Origin of the sequence: Bacillus sp. RO1 (assembly GCF_012524115.1) — a bacterium.
Lineage (GTDB): Bacteria > Bacillota > Bacilli > Bacillales > Bacillaceae_I > Sutcliffiella_A.
Map to the genome: position 1 here is coordinate 1 of NZ_JAAZWB010000033.1, position 20,194 is coordinate 20,194.

The following is a 20,194-nucleotide window of genomic DNA, read 5'->3' on the forward strand; positions in this document are numbered from 1 at the left end:
TAGGTATCGACTCTAAATACCGCTGTTGATTTCCACAAATGGCTTCGCTTTCCTAGGGGCGGTGCTTGAGCCTCCTCGCTCCGCTGCGGGGTCTCAAGCTACCGCTATCTCCCTCAGGAGTCTTCGCCTTTTGCTCCAATCAACAGCTGGTGCCCCCAAAAACTAAATGTATCTTTTAAACGAAAACAGACCCGAACTAATTTGAGATTTCAAATTAGTTCGGGTCTCATTTAGACTAAAACACTTTTGTCCCAGCCTCTTTTCATTATCATACTGTGTATTTCTGTGCATCCAATACGACAGCTGCAATTTCGCGTTTCTTCGCAACAACATTGATTGGTGTGTGGCGAGTGAATTTGCGCAGAGCAGAAATCATCATGCGAAGCGTATCGCCAGTTTCAGCAGCTACCAATGTTTCTCTTGCATCTGCTTCAATTTGGTTGAACGCCTCTTGACAGAATACTTGCGTATAAAGGACTTTCAATTTATTCTTGTCTTCGCCGGATTTTGCGATTGCTTTCTCCGTACGTAATACAGCGGATTCCATGGAATAGACGTTGCTGATGATATCAGCAATGTTAACAAGCAATTCTTGCTCTCTTTCCAATGCTTTTCCGTACTTTTGAGCAACAAGACCTGTCATTAGGATAGCAATTTTCTTAGCATTTTTCACAAGATATTTCTCTTGCTCCAACACTCCATCGCCAACTTCTTCAGGCATAAGCATCATTAACTCTTCTTGTAGACTTTGCGCTTTTTGGATAAGTGGAAGTTCACCTTTTAGTGCTTTACGCAGGTACGTTCCTGGAACCAATAAGCGGTTGATTTCGTTTGTTCCTTCGAAGATACGGTTGATACGGGAGTCGCGGTACATTCTTTCTACTTCGTACTCTGCCATAAAGCCGTAACCACCATGAATTTGAACTGCTTCATCCACTACATAGTCAAGTGTTTCAGAACCGAACACTTTATTCAAAGAACATTCGATTGCATATTCAGCAACCGCTTTTGCCACTGCATTTGGATCTTTCTCTTCTTCTTTTGTCAGGCGGCCCATGCTGTCTTCAAAAAGGCCGACTGTACGGTAAACGGAGCTTTCCGTTGCATACGTTTTAACAGCCATATTTGCAAGCTTCTCTTGGATAAGCGAGAATTTTGCGATTGGAGTTTTGAATTGTTGACGTTGGTTCGCATATGTTGCAGCAAGCTCAATACCACGCTTAGAGCCACCCACTGTTCCAACAGCCAATTTGTAACGACCGATGTTTAGAATGTTAAATGCGATTACGTGACCGCGTCCGATTTCACCAAGAAGGTTTTCTTTTGGTACTAGTGCATCTTCTAAAATCAATGTACGTGTAGAAGAGCCTTTGATACCCATTTTCTTTTCTTCGGGTCCAGTGGAAACGCCACCAAAGCCGCGCTCTACGATGAATGCAGAGAAGTGCTCGCCATCGACTTTTGCATAAACAACGAATACATCTGCAAAGCCTGCATTGGTGATCCATTGTTTTTCACCATTTAAAACATAGTGTGTTCCTTCGTCATTCAGCTTGGCTGTCGTTTTCGCACCAAGTGCATCAGATCCGGAACCTGGCTCTGTTAATGCGTACGCTGCAAGCAATTCGCCGGAAGACAGTTTTGGAAGGTATTTTTGCTTTTGGTCTTCATTACCGAAAAGAACGATAGGAAGGGATCCAATTCCAACGTGTGCTCCGTAGGATAAGGAGAATCCGCCAGCTCTTGAGAACTTTTCTGTGATTAAGGATGAACTGATTTTATCAAGTCCGAAACCGCCGTACTCTTCTTGTACGTCTGCTCCTAATAGGCCCAGTTCTCCTGCTTCTTTTAAAAGTTTTACGGAGATATCGAAGTTGTGGTGTTCGATTTCTTCTAGGTTTGGTACTACTTCGTTAACGACGAATTCTTCGGTTGTTTTGGCGATTAGTTTGTGTTCGTCTGAGAAGTCCTCTGGTGTGAAGACTTTTTCTGCGGCGATGTCGTCAAGTAGGAAGCTTCCGCCTTTGATTACATTTTCTAATGTGTTTGACATTGTTTATTCCTCCCGTTTGGTTACTAAAATACTTGTTTACTGGATTACTTCCTGTTTCCTTTCGTTCCAGGTGTTCGCTTTCCTAGGGGCGGTGCTTGAGCCTCCTCACTTCGTTGCGGGGTCTCAAGCTACCACTATCTCCCTCAGGAGTCTCACACCTTGCACTCCAGTCAACAGGAGAAATCACAATTGAATAAAGTATATTTACACAACTTTTAAATACTACTTTTTAAGCCAGTAGTTCGAATACGCCTGCGGCTCCCATTCCGCCTCCGATACACATGCTGACGATACCGAACTGTTCGTTACGGCGTTGCATTTCGTGTAGAAGGGTCAGTGTCAGTTTGGAGCCTGTGCATCCAAGTGGATGTCCGAGTGCGATTGCTCCGCCGTTTACGTTCACTTTGTCTTCGTCAAGGTTTAATTCACGCATAACTTGGATTGCTTGGGATGCAAAAGCTTCGTTTAATTCTAGTAAGCCGATATCGGAAAGTTCCAAGCCTGCAAGTTTAAGTGCTTTAGGGATTGCCACTACCGGGCCGATCCCCATTACTTCAGGTGGCACGCCTCCTACTGCAAAGGAACGGAATTTAGCAATAGGTTTTAATCCAAGTGCTTCCGCTCTTTCTCTTTCCATCACAAGGACAGATGCTGCTCCGTCACTTGTTTGGGAAGAGTTTCCTGCTGTTACGGACCCTTTGACATTAAATGCAGGGCGAAGTTTGCTCAATACTTCCATGGAAGTACCTGCTCTTACACCTTCATCCTGACTGAAAGTGAAGGTTGACTCTTGTAATTTGTGGTTGGAACCAACCTTGCGCAATGTTACATCCACAGGGACGATTTCATCCACGAATTTTCCTTCTTGTATTGCTCTTGCAGCACGCTCATGACTGCGAACAGCAAATGCATCCTGGTCTTCACGACTTACACCGTATTTCATTGCTACTTGTTCCGCCGTGTGGCCCATCCCCATATAGTACTCTGGTGCGGAATCAACAAGTCTTGCATTTGGTCTTACTGTATGGCCAACCATTGGCACCATGCTCATGGATTCTGCTCCACCGGCGATGATGGATTCAGAGTGGCCAAGCATGATTCGCTCTGCTGCATAGGCAATGGTTTGTAAGCCTGAAGAACAATATCTATTTATGGTAATTGCAGGTACGCTTGATGGGAGTCCAGCTAATCCTCCAATGTTTCTTGCCATATTGAGACCTTGCTCTGCTTCTGGCATCGCACATCCGAAAATGAGGTCATCGATTGGACCATCATAGTTGCCTGCTCGTTTAAGTGTTTCTTTTACTACTAATGCCCCTAGATCATCTGGTCGAACTGTAGCTAGTGATCCTTTTCTTGATCTTCCGACTGGTGTTCTTGCACCAGCAACAATAACCGCTTCTTTCAAAATGCTCCCCTCGCTTTTCTAGTAGTTTAGTAGATTCTGTTTTTAACACCGCTGTTGATTTCCGCAAATGGCTTCGCTTTCCTAGGGGCTGACGTGAGCCTCCTCGTCTTCGTCTGCGGGGTCTCCACCTAGCGCTATCTCCCTCAGGAGTCTTCGCCTTTTGCTCCAATCAACAGCTATGAAATTTATCTAACATTAAGAGTTGGTTTAGTTACGTAATGGTTTTCCTTTTACTAGCATGTGCTGCATGCGTTGTTGGGATTTTGCTTCTCCAACTAGGCTTAGGAATGCTTCACGTTCAAGGTCTAGTAGGTACTGTTCATCTACTTCTGTTCCGAACGGTACATTTCCGCCTGCGATAACGTAGGCCAGTTTTTTAGCAATCTTTAAATCGTGTTCGGAAATGAATCCGGAGTATTGCATGTTGTGTGCTCCTAGCATTAACGTTGCATAGCCGGTTTCTCCCACTACAGGGACTTTTCTGCGAACAGGTGCTGTGTACCCTGCTTCATACAAGCTTGTTACCGCTTGCTTTGCATCATGGATCAAGTGGTCACCGTTGAAGCTGATTTGATCTTTATTATTCAGCAAGTGCAGATCTCTTGCTTCCGCTGCGGAAGTCGAGACTTTTGCAGTTGCAATTTGTTCAAATACTTTGTTTGCAACCTTTTGCAGATCATATTCTAGGCCTTGTGGCATGCTGTTCAAGTGCTTCATGTAAAGCTCTTTGTTTCCGCCTCCCCCAGGGATCAATCCGACTCCGACTTCTACGAGGCCCATATACGTTTCGCTGGATGCCTGCAGTTGGCTTGTTGGTAGGCAGATTTCTGTTCCTCCTCCGAGCGTCATGCCAAATGGCGAGGCCACTACCGGTTTGGAGCTGTATTTTATATTCATCATGGCTTGTTGGAAGTGCTTTACGACCATTTCTATTTCAAAATAATTGTCGTCTTGCGCTTCCATTAGTATCATCGCAAGGTTAGCACCTACACAGAAGTTCTTTCCTTGGTTTCCGATTACAAGCCCTTTATAGTTTTTATCTACTTCTTCAAGCGCGTAGTTCACCATTTGGATGATATCTAGCCCGATAGCATTATTTGGAGATTGGAATTCAAGTAATGCCACATCATCTCCAAGGTCGATTAAGCTTGCTCCAGAGTTTTTCTTGATCACACCATTTGTTTCTTTTAATGTTTTCAAGTGAACTACTTTTGGATTTACTTCAAGCGCTTTGTAAGTGCCGTTGTCATAAAACAAGGTTGTTCCACCATCTTTTTTGTAGAAGGAACGATGGCCGTTCGCTAGCATTTCATCAACCCATTTTGGAACCGGAACTCCGTCTTCTTTCATTTTCAGGACTGACTGTTCTAGACCGATGGCATCCCAAGTTTCAAATGGTCCATGATCCCAGCCGAAGCCCCATTTCATCGCTTGGTCAATTGCCACAATATCATCAGCGATCTCACCTAGTAATTCAGCAGAATAGCTCAACACTGGTGCAAGAATGCTCCAGATCAGATTTCCAGCGCGGTCGTCAGTGTATACAAGCGCTTTCATTTTGTTGCTGTAGCCTTTTGCTTGTTTGCTCATTTCAAGAGCTGGAGTTTTCAACTTTTTACGTGCCTCATATTCCAACGTTTCTGGATTAAGTTCAAGAATTTCTTTTCCTTGTTTTAAGAAGAAACCTTGACCGGATTTGGAGCCCAACCAGCCTTTTTCCTTCATCTTGTTCATGAAGTCTGGAATGCGGAATACTTCTTGTTCCTTGACCTCGACTTTTTCGTAAACATTGTTGGCTACATGGATGAATGTATCCAATCCTACAACGTCAAGCGTACGGAATGTGGCACTCTTCGGTCTGCCGATAGCAGGGCCAGTAACAGAATCCACTTCTCCTACACTATAACCACCCTCAAGCATTTCATTCACTGTCACAAGTAGACCATACGTTCCAATGCGGTTGGCAATGAAATTTGGCGTATCTTTTGCTAGAACAATGCCTTTTCCTAATACATCTTCACCAAATGTTTTGATGAAGCTGACAACCTCAGGACTTGTGTCTTTAGTTGGAATCACTTCGAGTAATTTCAAATAACGCGGTGGGTTAAAGAAGTGCGTTCCAAGGAAATTCTTTTTAAAGTCTTCCGAACGTCCTTCTGCCATCGCTTCAATGGAAATACCGGATGTGTTGGAACTGATGATACTTCCAGGTTTGCGGTGTGCATCTACTTTTTCAAAAAGTTGCTTTTTGATTTCCAGGTTTTCAACGATCACTTCAATTACCCAGTCGCAATCCGCGATTTTTGCCATATCGTCTTCTAGATTTCCTGCTTCAATTAGAGCAAGATTAGACTTGGATGTAAGTGGAGCTGGTTTTTGCTTTAATAATTTTTGTAAAGCTGTGCTTGTAAACTTGTTTCGGATTGCTTTATCAGAGAGTGTTAAGCCTTTTTGTTCTTCTTCACTCGTTAATTTGTTAGGAACGATATCTAACAAGATTGTAGGAATTCCAACGTTTGCTAAGTGTGCGGCAATCCCGGATCCCATTACTCCCGATCCGATTACAGCAGCCTTTTTAATACTTTGTTTCATTCTTCCTCCCCCTTGATAGTTGGTTTTAAAAGTAAGTAACAGGTTTTTGAATGAATGCTCATTCATTTTTACCGTAAAAAAATATCTCCTTTGTAAGAGTTCCCTTGGTTTTAACTATAAAGTATTTTGAAAATTTTCGCAATAAATAAATAGGAATTTTCCATATTATTTTCTAATGTACGCTGCATGTAGCGGATTGGTGTGGGGAAAATGTAATTGTGGAGGTGAGACATCATGGCAAAGTTGAAAAAACAACCTTCTCATGCAGCTAAAAGTGCTGCGAGTGTAAAAGGAAACGCAGGTCCTACTGTGGAGATGGACTATAGCGGTAAAAAGACGAGCAACAATCAACAGTACGGGAAACAGAATATGCAAGACTAATGTTATAAGAAAAAAACGGGCAAAAAACGCCCGTTCCTTCTTTTCCATAAAACATTAGTTAGGGTTATGAGCCGCTGTTCCTTTCCGCAAATGGCTGCGCTTTCCGCGGGACGGTGCTTGAGCCTCCTCACTTCGTTGCGGGGTCTCAATCTACCGTTACTCCCCCGCTGGAGTCTACGCCATTTGCTCCAATCCACTGCTAAAAATTATATAAACGTAATGTTAATGCTTATTCAATAAACAAAGTTATATTGTTTTTCATAAATTCTTATTGAATGAAACCACCTTGTTGATTGAAGTGGAAGGAGCGTAGACGCCCGCGGGAGGAAGGGACAGGTGAGACCCCACAGTGAGGCCACTGAAAAACAGATAACATAAGTTTTTAATAACCACTAGCTGTTGATTGGAGCAAAAGGCGAAGACTCCTGAGGGAGATAGCGCTAGGTGGAGACCCCGCAGGCTTGCCGAGGAGGCTCCAGCAGCCCCCCTAGGAAAGCGAAGCCATTTGCGGAAATCAACAGCGGTGTCTTAACAGCATCTAAAATCAAAGACTTTTCAGTTGCCTACAACTGAGACAAGGAGGCTCACGCACCGCCCGCAGGCAAGCAAAGCGCCTGGAACGGAAATCTACCGGATTATATATATGCTTTCTTATTCTATAAACGTAAAGAGCGTGCATATCGCACGCTCTCTTATTATTTCTTGATGATTCCTTTTAGTACGAACGCTACGTTTGCTGGTCGTTCTGCTAGGCGGCGCATGAAATATCCGTACCAGTCTGTGCCGTATGGAACGTATACACGCATTTTGTAGCCTTCTTTTACGAGTTCCAGTTGGCGCTCTGGGCGGATACCATAGAGCATTTGGAATTCAAATTGATCTTTGGAAATGCCGTGTTTCTTGACGAGTTCTTTTGTGTATTCAATCATCGCATCATCGTGAGTTGCAACAGCTGTATAGTTTCCGTTCAAAAGATGCATTTCAATGATTTTCTTGAAGTTATCATCCACATCCTTTTTATCTGGAAAAGCAACTTCCGGTGACTCTTTGTATGCACCTTTAACTAAACGAAGATTTGGGTTGTATTGATTAAGGTCTTCCATGTCTTTAACTGTTCTGTACAAGTAAGCTTGTATTACAGTGCCAACATTGTCATACTCTTCTCTTAGCTTTTTGAATACATCGATTGTTTTTCCGCAGCGGGAATAGTCTTCCATGTCAATCGTGACAAATACACCGTGTTCCTTTGCTGCATCTAGGATTCTACGCATGTTCTTCATCACAACTTCTTCTGAGATATCTAGTCCCATGGATGTCATTTTCAAAGATAATTGAGAATCAAGGTTTTCGTTGCCGATTGCACGAATGGCTTCAATGGAGTTGTCTGCCATTTCATTCGCTTCTTTTTCCGTATCAATAAACTCACCTAGATAGTCGATGGTCACGCAAAGGTCTTTTTGGTTAAGCTCTTGGATACATTTTACCGCTTGATCGATCCTTTCCCCTGCGACAAAACGGCCAGCTCCAAAACGCAACCCGTACTTTCTTGCCATTTTGGTTAATGATTTGCTTTTTGATAGATACAAAAATGTATTGCGCATTACTTGTTCCATTTGATATTCCTCCCGCTTCTTCTTGGTGTCCCTCTCCGATTGCTTTATTCTATTTTCTGAAATTTATAGTAAACGCTTTCATTGAGTGTAAAAATAAAATTACACCCCCATTTTATCATCTTTTCAAATTTTTGAATACAAATTATTTGTCGGGAAATAGTGCTGATTATTGTCGTTTAATTAGCCATTCTGGGTGTATTGGATTTTATGAGGCGTACATATTTTTTTGCTAAAAGGTTACTCTACATTTGATAGATTATGATAGGAGGTCGTTGTATGCAACAGCAGCAACCACAGCAAAATACTACTCAGCAGTCTGGCTATTACCCACAGCCGCCAAACGTGGTCACGACAAAAGATTCTTTATACTTTGCTGATATGCTTTCATGGAATTTACTTGCGATGAAGAAAGCGCACTTTTTTGCAAGCCAATGCCAGGACCAGGAAGTCGTCAGAGCGATTGAAAAAGCAGGACAGATGCACCAAAGACATTACCAAAAGATATTGACGCACTTACAAAGCCAAACTCAAATGCAGCAACAGCAGCCATTACAATAGAAAGGAGGACAACCTACATGAATCAACAAAAAATCCAGAATCCTGAAACACAAGTTGCCAAGACACCTCAAATGAATGAGCGCGATTTCATAAACGATATGCTGGCTACGGAAAAATATATGACCGATTCTTATTGCACTGCATTAAATGAAGCAAGCAACCAACAAATCTACACAGACCTGCTTGCAATTTTTAATGAAACTCAAAATTGTCAGCGTGAACTTTATAATGTCATGTTTCAAAAAGGGTGGTACGGACTAGAGCCGGCTGATCAGACAAAACTTCAACAAGAATACCAGCAGTTCCAAGGGTACTCCAACCAGTTTCCATATGGAAATAATGGAATGATGCAGTAAGTGATAAAAGCGACGGAGGAAGCCAATCAATGAGGCTTCTTCTGTCTTTTTTTGTTTCTATATAAGGTCTTATTAAAAATGGTATCTTCCCCTCTACCCTTCAGCATATTTTCCAAAACCCGCAACTTTTAAAAAAATGAAAATTATTCCATTTATTGTGGTAAAATTAAACAAAATGTTTATTTTTCTAGGGGGGGAATTTTGTGAAACGTATTGTCACTTTATTTTTGGTAGGAGCATTGCTCAGTGGTTGCTCTAATACGGATGACCATCAAGAAACAGTTATAAAGTTGGAAAACGAAATAGAGGAAGTTTATGCGCAGCTTGAGGAGAAAGAAATGGAATTAGAAACCGTTTCACAAACGCCTGCAGAAGAGGAATCAGGAGAGTTTATCACGATTCCAAAAGATCAAGCTCCTCGTTTGTGGACTGATGTGGATGCACAACTTTGGGATTACTTGATAGATGATTCGCTGGCGGAAGAGAATGGCTGGAAAAAAGGGGTAACAAATTGGCGTGAGTGGGATGGAGAGTATAATCAGGCTCTTGGGATTGCCAATCAGAGTTGGAAAAATCCAGGATTGTTAATGAATGCATGGATGTTGGATGTAGAGACCAGCTATGGACTTGGTATGGATGTGTGGGAAATTACCACCAGGATTACTTTATCGGATGAGGATAAAGCGGAAGGTTATATCATGAGTTATGGAATGCGAGATGATTCTGTTGCCGGCAGCGATATAAAGCTCACAATGTTGAAGGAAAATGACTTTTGGTATGTGGAGAAGGCGGAAGTAAGGTATAGGTGTTCACGTGGTGTTAGTGAGGATAAAGATCTCTGTTTATAATCATTATTTTCCTCGTGTTAATTGCCTAAATTGAATCAAGGCCATCATATCAGGGGAGAAGACCTCTCTGCTTCTTTTTTCTCGTCACTCAGGTCTTCATCACAACGTTGAGGACCTCTCTTCCTCTTTTTCTTCGTCACTGAGGTCTTTATCACAACGTTGAGGACCTTTCTACTTCTTTTTTCTCGTCACTCAGGTCGTTGAGGACCTCTCTCCTTCTTTTTCTTCATCACTCAAGTCTTCATCACCACGTTGAGGACTTCTCTCCTTCTTTTTCTTCGTCACTCAAGTCTTCATCACCACGTTGAGGACCTCTCTCCTTCTTTTTCTTCGTCACTCAGGTCTTCATCACAACGTTGAGGACCTCTCTCCCTCTTTTTCTTCGTCACTCAGGTCTTATCACCATGATCAAGAAATACCCAAAAATTTCCTAAACAAGTAAAAGAGCCTTGATTTGCACATTAGCAATCCAAGGCTCTCCTTTATTTCCCGCTTTTTGCGCGGTGGGCGTCATTTAATTCTTTGATTTCCCTAATCAGTGCCATCATATCTTGCTTTGCGTCTGGATATTGCTCATTCCAATGCTTCACAAGTGGTGGCATTGATTTTGCGATATATGTATAGAGCACCCATGCTTTCACATTTTCCTTGTGCTCTTCTGTCACTTCTCCTAAAAGTAGTTCCGTGTACTTTTCTAATAAACCGTCCAGTTGCTGGTCGAGTTTTTCGTTCATCTGCAAAACCTCCCCTCAAGCTTTTGTTCCATTATAGTGAAGTCAATCAGACATTACAATTCAATGGACAGGTCGAGCATCGGGCTCCTTCGCTGTTGGTTTTATAATAGTAGCAACAGGTAGTTCGCATTCTCATCTCTGCTTGGTGCAGTTCTACGAAGGTTTTCGGTTTATAGAACAATGCTGCAGGGTTTCTTTTCATTCCAAATAAAGCAGGGTCTGCCTCCAATAAACTTTTAAAATCTTCTTCTTGGTATGGCGCATCCAACTGCTGCTGATTAGGGAGAATGGACTCGTACATCCAGTAGATATATAGCACAACATTTTCCCATAAAGTTTGGCGGGATACTTTTGCCTCTTTGGACATTCGTTGAATCAGCGGGGCAAACACTCCGTTGAAAAGTTCATTAAAATGCTGAACTCTCCATTCCTCACGCGTTTCAAATCCCGTGACCTCCATTGCTTGCACCTCTGTATAACGAAGCTTCGGCAGCCACACATCATTTTCCACATAAGAATCAATCCAAATGTTGGCTGGATCTAATTTCAGTGTTTTGTTAAATGCCGTCATGGAAAGCAAACAGTTTACCGCAAGGAATCCCAACCTTTTCATGAGAAGCGATGCCGCAACGTCCATTTCGTCTGTACCCAATGCAGCCTTGACCTTCGTCAAATACTCTTCCGTTCCGTCATAAATAAGTGAATGAAGCGAGATAGTATCCTCGACTTCTGCCTCCCCTGCTACAAAACGGCAGCTTTCTTCCAGAAAACGAAATTCCTGTTTTGTCAGCGTGCCCATCATGCTCTTAGTCCCTCCAAATTCGGAACCAAGCATCGGCCGCGACCATGCGGTATGCATAATGGTGTCCCAAATAGTGGATCCGTTGTTACTTGGCAATTCATATCAAAAACACTTTTGACAAGATCACAGTTGATTACTTCTTCTGGTTTGCCTTGTGCATATATTTGCTTATCGCGGATGGCAACAAGGTGATGCGCATAACGGCAGGCAAGGTTAAGATCATGTAGTACCATGATGATAGTACGGTTTTCTTTTTCGTTCAATTCAAAAAGAAGGTCGAGAATTTCAATTTGATGTGTTAGATCCAAGTATGTTGTCGGTTCATCCAACAAGATGACATCTGTCTCTTGCGCAAGCGTCATCGCAATCCATGCACGCTGACGCTGTCCACCTGATAGGGAGTCGACCGTTCTTTCTGCAAATTCCTCCATGCCTGTTGCACGAAGGGAATCCCAAACTACTTTCTCATCATGTTCTGACCATTGCTTTAACCATGACTGATAAGGGTAACGGCCTTGCTTTACTAACTGAAGCACCGATAACCCCTCTGGTGCAGTCGGTCCTTGTGGAAGGATGGCAAGTTGCTTGGCGATGTCTTTTGTGGATTGGCCGGATATAGCCTTTCCTTCCAGGAGCACATTTCCTTGTCTTGGCTTTAACAAACGAGCTAGCGAACGAAGCAAGGTGGATTTCCCACAGCCATTTCCACCGATAAAGACCGTAATTTCCCCTTTAGGGATTTGCAGATCTAATTCCTCTATAATGATGGATTCACCGTAGGATAATGTTAGTGATTCGGTTTCTAAAGCATTCATGTTACTTCCACCTCTCGTTAAGAATTTCTCGTTTTATAAAGTAGATAAATAAAATATGGTGCTCCTATTGAAGCGGTAAATACGCCGGCAGGAATTTCAAGTGGCGAAAACAAAGTTCTGCCAATTAAGTCAGCCAGCATGACTAGAAAGGCTCCGATAAATGAGGATGTGGGAATCAGCACTCCAAATGAGGAGCCAACAAGCCTGCGAGCGATATGAGGAGCCATCAGACCAACAAAACCAATTCCTCCTGCAAATGCAACCGCTCCTCCTGTCAATGCCGTACTCAGGAAAAGCAAGCCCATTCGGTGTTTATTGACCGCACCGCCTACTCCTGTTGCCACTTCATCTCCAAGTTCTTGTATATTCAATTGACGTACTACCATAAAGCTGACTAGAACAAGTAAAACAGTCCAAGGTAATAAAATTTTGACATGACTCCAGTTGGAGCCGTATACAGTACCAGTGATCCATATGTTTGCTTGGCTTGCGCGATAAATTGGTCCAAGTATCATAAATAATGTGGTTAAAGCCTGCATCAATGTGGAAATTCCTATACCAATCAAAACAAGTCTGATTGGCGATAGTCCGTTTTTCCAGGCAAGCGAGTATACAATAATCGCAATTGTCGTAGCACCTACAAATGCGCTAAGTGGAAGCCACTGAATGCTAACAGTCAACGAGTTGTTGCTGTCGCTGAAAAGAGCGAGAAACAGGACAACCGCTGTTGAAGCCCCTCCAGTCAATCCTATAATATCAGGTGATGCGAGAGGGTTCCGAATTATGCCCTGTAAAATGGCTCCGGCAACCGCCAGTGAAATTCCGACAAGTAATGCAATGATGATCCTCGGTAGACGGAAGGATTGGACCACGAGCGTTTCCATGGAGTCTCCTTGTCCGAAGAATACTTTTATCACATTCCATGGAGAAATTTTCATATCCCCCATACCTGTACTAAAAATAAACAAAGTGATGACTGCGAGCGCTAACCCCAATATTGTAAGTATCGCTTTTTTATCCATAAAGAAGGATAAGCGACCCTTGCTGAGTCGAAACGTTTTATAGTTCTTCATTTTCCGTGGAACCCCCTTCTTGCGATATAAATAAAGAATGGAGTTCCAATTACCGCCGTCATGACACCAACAGGAACTTCTTGCGGCATAATCACGTAACGAGCTCCTATATCTGCCACAAGCAGGAGAATCCCGCCTAGTATCCCACAGTAAGGAGCCAGCCAGCGGTGGTCGGTGCCGACTAGATATCTCGCAACATGTGGGATAACGATTCCGATGAATACTATGGGTCCCGCAATAGCGACAGAACCGCCTGCCAGTAATATTATTATGACTGCTGCCGTTATTTTAAGGAGACCTATTTTTACTCCTAAGCTTGTTGCCACGTCATCCCCCATCGCAAGCAAGTTGATCTTTTTTCCGATGAAAAAAGACGCAAACCATGCAACTGCAATATAAGGAAGAACTGCAAACACCATATCCAGACTTCTGCCCTGAACAGAACCTGCCAACCAAAAAAGCACTTGATCAAGAGCCGTCTCGTTCACAACGAGCAACCCTTGTGTGAGAGAGGAAAACATAGCAGCAAAAGCTGCACCGGCAAGTGTCAGCTTCATCGGTGTCAGCCCCTCACGCCCAAGTGATCCGATAAAATAAACCGCAAACGCAGCAACGGCTGCACCGGAAAAAGCTAACCATGTATAAGTTTGTAAGGAGGTGACAGAAAAAAAGGAAACCGCGACTACCACAAAAAAGCTAGCTCCAGCGTTAATTCCGAAAATTCCTGGGGAAGCCAACGGATTTTTGGTCAACGCCTGCATCCATAGTCCTGCAATCGCTAAGCTTCCCCCCACTACCGCAGCAATAATCGCCCTTGGGAGACGGACAGATTGAACAATGATATGTTCATTTGATCCGTCAAAATTGCGAAACGCCTCAACGGCAAGCGTAAAACTAGTATCTGTATATCCATATATAATGCTTGCCACAAAGCTCATTGATAATAAAAGAAACCCAATTATCAATCCAAATACTTTGTGACTATTTTTACGAAGTAACATAATGTGTACCTTCAATCTTCATAGCTTTTTATCTATCTATAAGTTTAGGAGAATTAGAAGGAAGTGTCAATGACTTTGAAAATCATTCTCATTAAATTATTGACAATCATTCTCATCAGGAGTACTATTTAACTTGTGAATGAAAATCATTATCATTAAATACGGGGGCTACATATTATGTTAAAAAACAAAAAGCTTTTTACATTATTTTTACTTACTTTAGTAACTTCTCTTGTTTTAGCGGCTTGCTCAGGCAACAACGGCAATAATGCTGGCGAAGAAGAAGCTTCTGGTGATACTCCAACGGAAGATACTTCTTATGAAGTAGAGCATGCAATGGGTACAGAAACAATTGAAGGCACTCCAGAAAGAGTAGTAATTCTTACAAACGAAGGTACAGAAGCATTGCTTGCAATGGGAGTAAAGCCTGTTGGAGCTGTTCAATCTTGGTTGGGCGACACTTGGTATGATCATATCAAATCAGATATGGAAGGCGTAGAAGTAGTTGGTACGGAAAGCGCGGTAAACTTAGAAGCGATTGCAGCACTTAAGCCGGACTTAATCATCGGTAACAAGCTTCGTCAAGAAGACGTGTATGAGCAACTTGATGCTATTGCACCAACTGTTTTTGCTGAGACATTAAAGGGTGACTGGAAAGAAAACTTCCAACTTTACGCAAAAGCATTGAATAAAGAAGAAGAAGGCAAAAAAGTAATGGACGACTTTGACGCACGTGTTGCAGAGATGAGCGAGCAACTTGGTGATAAGAAAGACCAAGAAGTATCTATCGTTCGTTTTACAGCTGGTGATGTTCGTATCTATCATAAAGATTCCTTCTCTGGAATTATTTTAGATCAGCTTGGATTTGCACGTCCGGAATCTCAAAATGTTGATGACTTTGCTGAAATGAATGCTACAAAAGAAAGAATTCCAGCAATGGACGGAGATGTTCTCTTCCATTTCTCTTTTGAAACTGGTGACGGTGAAGCAACAAAAATTAAAGATGAATGGCTAGAAGATCCATTGTTTAATAACCTTGAGGTTGCAAAGGCAGGAAATGTCCATGAAGTAAGTGATGCAGTATGGAACACTGCTGGTGGAGTGCTTGCAGCAAACCTTATGTTGGATGATATTGAGAAAGTATTTTTAGGGGAAGAGTAATATTGAGGGAGCTGGCGCGAGTGATGCGCCGGCTTTTTTGTTTTTTAATAGTTATGGAGTCAGTGCAAAGTTAAAATAACGGGACTGTGGGCAATTTACTTACACTTCTATCCCTTCAGAATCAAAACACCCTATGGATTACTTTTAAGGTGTACCCAATGCTTCCTTCTGAAGAAATACTGGCTAAAAAGACTGGTTTACTGTCCAAACTTGGCGGAAAATAAAAAATACGGTCCAAACTGTACCAAATACGGTCCAAACGACATCAGATACAAGCCGTTCGACACTAACTGACAAAATGTCCTCAAGAGTAGGAGGAGAACCTGTAGCCTCTCATGACCTACATTACTTCCAACCCATATTAATTATGGAATTACAAACAAAAAAAGCACACTGATAAGTGCGCTCCTCAAAGGAATTCTTTAATATCATAAACTCTCCCGTTTTCTTCCTTGCCAGATAAAATAAGATCAATCATTCTATCTGCCACAAACGCCGGACTTCTTAATTGTCCCTCTTCATAATAGCTTTTGAAATTTTCCACATTACTGAAATCCTCTTTATCAGAGCTGCGGATGACTCCTTGCATATCTGTATCCATCACTCCTGGTGAAAAAGAGAGGATGTTTGTCGGATGTGCAGCTTGGCTTTGTTCCAGCCCTACTGATTTCGTGAACATATCTAGCCCAGCCTTTGTCGTGCAATAGGTATTCCAGCCATGAATCGGTCGGTTGGCAGCTCCAGAACTAATATTGACAATCACCTTTTTGCAGTCCCAATCTTCTGTTAGCCGGATGAACTCGTTGGTCATCAGCATCGGCGTTAGAAGGTTAAGGTGAACAGCCTTGATCATAGTGGCTTCGTCTGCTTTCCCAGCCGGCTTAATTGGATCAACCATTCCGGCATTGTTTATCAGATAAATCCCCTCAGTCTGCCCATCCTTCTCAATTTTAGATAAAAGATATTGTACAATCCCGGTCACTCGTTCATGCTTGCTTAAATCCTCTTGTAGAAAAGTAAATTCTGCTCCACTCTCTTTTGCTGCATGTTCCAGCTCCACATTTTCACTTCTGGCAATACAAATGACATGATGGTTTTCTTTTAGCAATAATTTCACGGTAGCTTCTCCAAGCCCTTTAGAAGAGCCTGTAACGATAAAATAGTTCATTAATACACTCCCAATCTATCTATTTTTTACTAGTTTGATGAGCGAAGACGCAATATGCCAGCCGTCCGAACATTTTTCTCCTAGTTTAAAAGGTATAAGATTGACGATACCGATCCAGAGGCTGAAATAGACGAATAAGGCAGAAAAGGAAAACTGGAATGGCGTCCAAAACGGTAATACGAAAAGAACGGATAGTAAATTAAAAAGAGGTCCACCAAATGAAATCCAGGCAATTTCTTTATGGGATAACTCCCTTGTCGGGTCATTACTAGAGTATCCACCCAAAAACGGAATAATGTTTACCCTTACCTGGGTACCCTTTAAATTAAAATCTACAATCTTGGGACCTATGCCAATCCCAATCTCCGTTTTTTTCACTTTATGAAGTTTTGCCATACTAACATGACCTGCCTCATGGATTAGGTGGACAAGCGGTACGACCAAATAAAAAAACATCAATGTATCAAACATACCAAAGCAACCTTCATTTTACGTCGTTGGTTTTATTATACAATAGCAATCAACTGCATTGGTGGAATTTGGTGTAGAAAAAAACTCCTGTCGGGGTCAGACCCCGACAGGAGTTTTTATTTTCGTCTCGAATAGATTAAAGTTACTTATTTATTAGATTATATCCAACCAAATTTTGATAGTGGTTGCCAAAATTAATAGTGCTAAAATCCACTGTAACACTTTCGTATTCATTTTCTGTCCAAGCTTAGCGCCGATTGGTGCAGCTATAATGCTGGCAATGACCATGACGATAGCTGGTACTAACAGTACTTGACCAGTCGTGATCTTCCCGACAGTACTACCGATTGACGAAATGAAGGTAATTGCCAATGAACTAGCGATGGTCATACGTGTAGGAATCTTGAGTACCACAAGCATAATTGGTACAAGCAGGAATGCCCCTGCCGCTCCCACAATGCCAGAACCGATACCGACGATGAACGCTAGAATCGCAGCCAGCGCTTTATTGAAAGTAACTTGATCTAACGGTATGTCATCGATGCCTTTCTTAGGGATAAACATCATAATAACAGCAATAAGAGCAAGAATACCGTAAACCATGTTAATGCCGTCCGCGCTCATAAGGCGGGAACCATACCCTCCGATAAAACTACCAATGAGGATACTTACCCCCATATAAATGATAAGATCTTTATTTAGATAACCGCCTTTGCGATATGCCCAAACACCTGAAATGGTGGCGAAAAAAACCTGTACTGCACTGACACCTGACACCTCATGTGCGGTGAGCGCGGTAAGACCGAGCATCGGTGGAATGTACAAAAGCATCGGATACTTGATGATTGAACCACCAATACCAACCATCCCCGACACGAACGAACCAACAAAACCTATAGCAAACAAAGCTGCAAGCCACAAAATATCAATTTCCACAAAGCATCCCTCCTTCTAGGTTGAGGGGGTTTCGACACAAATGCCAAAACTCCTAGAGGGGTCTGACCCCTCTTTTAAACTTTTTTAAATATTTTTCCGCCCTTCGACACGAAGAGCGGAATTCCTTTGAGGGTCTGACCCCTCTTCACAATTTTCTTTATCCGTGCACCGCGCAACGGTTAGGACCGATTTCCATGTCGCGTTGTTCGTCTTCGGTTGGGTTGATTTTGCCCATGTTTAGTTGGCGGATTTCTTGGTATGCGTTTGGTTGTGGTGGCAGGTTTTCGGAAACTAGTTTGCGGAACTCCGCTTCGTCTTCGATGTTTAGGCCTGCGTTGTTTTTAAACAAGTCGCCTAGACGTGCTGCCACTAGCCCACCTTCACCAACTTCGGACATGGTGCCAAAGTGAGCCGGTAATACCACTAGATCATCAGATAACTCTTTGTAACGTGAGTAAAGTGTTTCACGAAGATCTGCTACCCAGTCCTCTGCTTTTCCTGCAAGGTCAGGACGACCGATAGACTCAACGAATAAAATGTCACCACTTAACAAGAAGCGGTTATCCACGACAAATGATGTACTTCCAATTGTATGACCTGGAGAGTAGATTGCTTGCACCGCAACCTTCGTTGTACCTACTGTGATTTCCACTCCATCTTCCAGTGCAGCGTAATCAAACGTTACTTCTTCTGCATCTTTTGGAGGTAACCAGTACGTCGCGTTCGTTGCTTCACGAAGCATGCGGCCTCCAGAAATGTGGTCGGCATGCAAGTGCGTGTCCGCCACATGTACCACTTTCAAGCCTTTCGCTTCAGCAAACGAAATGTATTGATCTACCATACGTGTGGAATCAATGATCATAGCAGAACCATCAGATTCAACTAGGTAACTTAAGCAGCCTTTTCCGATACGAACGAATTGCCACAATGTACCGCCATCCTTTAAATCTGCTACCTTGACCGGCTCCAAATATTCACTCCAAGCCTTCATTCCTCCTTGCAAGTAAGAAACATTTTTTACACCAGCTTCTACTAGCATCTCACCAACAAAGATAGAAGAACCTTCTTTTGCACAGACAACTAATACATCTTCAGATGGAATTTGGCCTAAGATTTCTTCTACGCCATCCATCAACTCAAAGTAAGGTACATTTTTATGCTCAACAGATGCGCCTTCAATTTTCCAATCAGCAAATGCATCTTCGTTTCGCACATCTAAAATAAATAATGATTCATTAGCCAAAATCTTTTTCGTTACATCTTTTGCAGTCATTGCGTTTAACATGAATAAATACCCCCTATGGTATAATTTATTTTAAAAAAATTTAGCGTGTTAAGCTGTAGGACCTTCCCACTTGCTCATTCCAGGAACAACATTTTTTACATTTGTAAAACCTAGTTCGGTTAATTTCTGCGCAGCCATATCACTACGGCTTCCAGTACGACAAATAACATATGTTTCTTTTTCTTTTTCTAAATCTGATACACTATTTTCAAGGTCACCTAATGGAACGGATACTGCACCAGGAATATGTCCGAATGCATACTCGGCTGGTTCACGGACGTCAAGCACCGTGATGCCTTCTTCCAACTTGACTGCCAACTCTTCGTTCGTTGCAACATGAGGATAAGTTTGCTCTTCTTTTTCCTCTTCTGATCTTGCTTTACGGATATAGTGTTTCAGTACATCGCCTTCTTCAAGCGTTCCTAAATATTGATGGCCGATTTTATCTGCCCATGCTTTAATATCCGCCTTGGAACCTTTATCTGTTGCCAATACTTCCAAAACTTCTCCTGATTCAACCTGGTCCATTGCCTTTTTAGTACGCACGATCGGCATTGGACATGCCAAGCCTTTCGCATCTACAGTCATATTTACATTCATCAGTAGGTCATCTCCTTTTTCAGAAAAAATATTATTCTACATTACCTTCCCACTCGAGCATTCCGCCAACCATATTGATGACGTCAAAACCTTGGGCTGCCAAGAACATAGAGGCTTTCCCACTTCTACCACCAGAACGGCATACCATGAAATGCGTTTTGGATTTGTCGATATCTTGCGTGCGGAACTCCAATAAACTTAATGGAATGTTCACGGCTTGCGGGATCTTCCCGGCAGCCACTTCCTCTGCTTCGCGTACATCAATGATAGATAACTGCTCGCCTGCAGCAAGCTTTGCTTCTAATTCTTGTGGTGTAATCTCTTTCATAATTAACAGCT

The 20,194-nt window shown here is 42.5% G+C and carries 20 protein-coding genes; 5 read left to right on the forward strand and 15 right to left on the reverse strand.

What is annotated here, in order from left to right; all coding sequences use genetic code 11:
• Positions 1 to 268 precede the first annotated feature (268 nt).
• The 3 genes from HC179_RS02535 to HC179_RS02545 form a co-directional block, all read right to left on the reverse strand.
• The gene (locus HC179_RS02535; protein ID WP_168862892.1) at positions 269 to 2,053 is read right to left on the reverse strand and encodes an acyl-CoA dehydrogenase family protein; all 1,785 of its coding nucleotides are present in this window, start codon (positions 2,051 to 2,053) and stop codon (positions 269 to 271) included.
• A 229-nt stretch (positions 2,054 to 2,282) separates the two neighbouring features.
• The gene (locus HC179_RS02540) at positions 2,283 to 3,461 is read right to left on the reverse strand and encodes an acetyl-CoA C-acetyltransferase (RefSeq protein ID WP_168862893.1); all 1,179 of its coding nucleotides are present in this window, start codon (positions 3,459 to 3,461) and stop codon (positions 2,283 to 2,285) included.
• Positions 3,462 to 3,668: 207 nt separating this feature from the next.
• Positions 3,669 to 6,053 carry a 3-hydroxyacyl-CoA dehydrogenase/enoyl-CoA hydratase family protein gene (locus tag HC179_RS02545; protein WP_168862894.1) on the reverse strand — a complete coding sequence of 795 codons (2,385 nt, stop codon included), beginning with the start codon at positions 6,051 to 6,053 and terminating at the stop codon, positions 3,669 to 3,671.
• A gap of 234 nt (positions 6,054 to 6,287) precedes the next feature.
• Here HC179_RS02545 and HC179_RS02550 point away from each other — a divergent pair, with 234 nt between their 5' ends.
• Positions 6,288 to 6,434, forward strand: coding sequence for a YuzL family protein (locus HC179_RS02550; RefSeq protein WP_148989126.1), 147 nt, complete (start codon positions 6,288 to 6,290; stop codon positions 6,432 to 6,434).
• Between the two features lie 695 nt (positions 6,435 to 7,129).
• Here the strand turns inward: HC179_RS02550 and HC179_RS02555 are convergent.
• Positions 7,130 to 8,047 carry a proline dehydrogenase family protein gene (locus tag HC179_RS02555; protein ID WP_168862895.1) on the reverse strand — a complete coding sequence of 306 codons (918 nt, stop codon included), beginning with the start codon at positions 8,045 to 8,047 and terminating at the stop codon, positions 7,130 to 7,132.
• A 276-nt stretch (positions 8,048 to 8,323) separates the two neighbouring features.
• On the opposite strand from HC179_RS02555, the gene HC179_RS02560 reads away from it, so the two are divergent.
• The 3 genes from HC179_RS02560 (at position 8,324) to HC179_RS02570 (ending at position 9,809) form a co-directional block, all read left to right on the forward strand.
• Entirely contained in the window at positions 8,324 to 8,605 is a 282-nt protein-coding gene (locus HC179_RS02560; protein ID WP_168862896.1) for a hypothetical protein, read from the forward strand.
• Positions 8,606 to 8,622: 17 nt separating this feature from the next.
• Positions 8,623 to 8,961 (forward strand): spore coat protein, encoded by a 339-nt coding sequence (locus tag HC179_RS02565; RefSeq protein WP_148989123.1) that lies wholly within the window; start codon positions 8,623 to 8,625, stop codon positions 8,959 to 8,961.
• Positions 8,962 to 9,164: 203 nt separating this feature from the next.
• Positions 9,165 to 9,809 carry a hypothetical protein gene (locus HC179_RS02570; RefSeq protein ID WP_168862897.1) on the forward strand — a complete coding sequence of 215 codons (645 nt, stop codon included), beginning with the start codon at positions 9,165 to 9,167 and terminating at the stop codon, positions 9,807 to 9,809.
• A 482-nt stretch (positions 9,810 to 10,291) separates the two neighbouring features.
• Here the strand turns inward: HC179_RS02570 and HC179_RS02575 are convergent, their stop codons facing one another.
• Genes HC179_RS02575 through HC179_RS02595 form a run of 5 tightly spaced genes read right to left on the reverse strand, consistent with a single transcriptional unit; the run spans position 10,292 to position 14,234 of the window.
• Entirely contained in the window at positions 10,292 to 10,543 is a 252-nt protein-coding gene (locus tag HC179_RS02575) for a YusU family protein (RefSeq protein WP_168862898.1), read from the reverse strand.
• Positions 10,544 to 10,589: 46 nt separating this feature from the next.
• Complete coding sequence (locus HC179_RS02580) at positions 10,590 to 11,345, reverse strand: IucA/IucC family C-terminal-domain containing protein (RefSeq protein WP_168862899.1); 756 nt, start codon at positions 11,343 to 11,345, stop codon at positions 10,590 to 10,592.
• Positions 11,342 to 12,160, reverse strand: a complete 819-nt coding sequence (locus HC179_RS02585; protein ID WP_168862900.1) for an ABC transporter ATP-binding protein — start codon at positions 12,158 to 12,160, stop codon at positions 11,342 to 11,344. Before HC179_RS02585 ends, HC179_RS02580 begins: the two co-directional genes overlap by 4 nt.
• Before the next feature lie 17 nt (positions 12,161 to 12,177).
• A complete protein-coding gene (locus HC179_RS02590) occupies positions 12,178 to 13,233 on the reverse strand; it encodes a FecCD family ABC transporter permease (protein ID WP_168862901.1) in 1,056 nt (351 codons plus the stop codon).
• On the reverse strand, positions 13,230 to 14,234 hold the full coding sequence (locus tag HC179_RS02595; RefSeq protein ID WP_168862902.1) for a FecCD family ABC transporter permease: 1,005 nt from the start codon (positions 14,232 to 14,234) through the stop codon (positions 13,230 to 13,232). The genes HC179_RS02590 and HC179_RS02595 overlap by 4 nt, the downstream gene beginning before the upstream one ends.
• 177 nt (positions 14,235 to 14,411) lie before the next feature.
• Between HC179_RS02595 and HC179_RS02600 the strand changes: the two genes are divergently transcribed.
• Positions 14,412 to 15,395, forward strand: coding sequence for an ABC transporter substrate-binding protein (locus HC179_RS02600; protein WP_168862903.1), 984 nt, complete (start codon positions 14,412 to 14,414; stop codon positions 15,393 to 15,395).
• A gap of 409 nt (positions 15,396 to 15,804) precedes the next feature.
• On the opposite strand, the gene HC179_RS02605 is transcribed toward HC179_RS02600, so the two are convergent.
• The 6 genes from HC179_RS02605 to HC179_RS02630 all read right to left on the reverse strand — a co-directional run bounded on the left by HC179_RS02605 (position 15,805) and on the right by HC179_RS02630 (position 20,183).
• Entirely contained in the window at positions 15,805 to 16,563 is a 759-nt protein-coding gene (locus HC179_RS02605; protein ID WP_168862904.1) for a (S)-benzoin forming benzil reductase, read from the reverse strand.
• A gap of 15 nt (positions 16,564 to 16,578) precedes the next feature.
• Positions 16,579 to 17,034 (reverse strand): site-2 protease family protein, encoded by a 456-nt coding sequence (locus HC179_RS02610; RefSeq protein WP_168862905.1) that lies wholly within the window; start codon positions 17,032 to 17,034, stop codon positions 16,579 to 16,581.
• A gap of 153 nt (positions 17,035 to 17,187) precedes the next feature.
• Positions 17,188 to 17,970, reverse strand: a complete 783-nt coding sequence (locus tag HC179_RS02615) for a TSUP family transporter (protein ID WP_168862906.1) — start codon at positions 17,968 to 17,970, stop codon at positions 17,188 to 17,190.
• A gap of 157 nt (positions 17,971 to 18,127) precedes the next feature.
• Complete coding sequence (locus HC179_RS02620) at positions 18,128 to 19,255, reverse strand: MBL fold metallo-hydrolase (protein WP_168862907.1); 1,128 nt, start codon at positions 19,253 to 19,255, stop codon at positions 18,128 to 18,130.
• Positions 19,256 to 19,303: 48 nt separating this feature from the next.
• On the reverse strand, positions 19,304 to 19,858 hold the full coding sequence (locus tag HC179_RS02625) for a sulfurtransferase TusA family protein (protein WP_168862936.1): 555 nt from the start codon (positions 19,856 to 19,858) through the stop codon (positions 19,304 to 19,306).
• A 28-nt stretch (positions 19,859 to 19,886) separates the two neighbouring features.
• On the reverse strand, positions 19,887 to 20,183 hold the full coding sequence (locus HC179_RS02630) for a rhodanese-like domain-containing protein (RefSeq protein WP_168862908.1): 297 nt from the start codon (positions 20,181 to 20,183) through the stop codon (positions 19,887 to 19,889).
• Between the last annotated feature and the right edge of the window lie 11 nt (positions 20,184 to 20,194).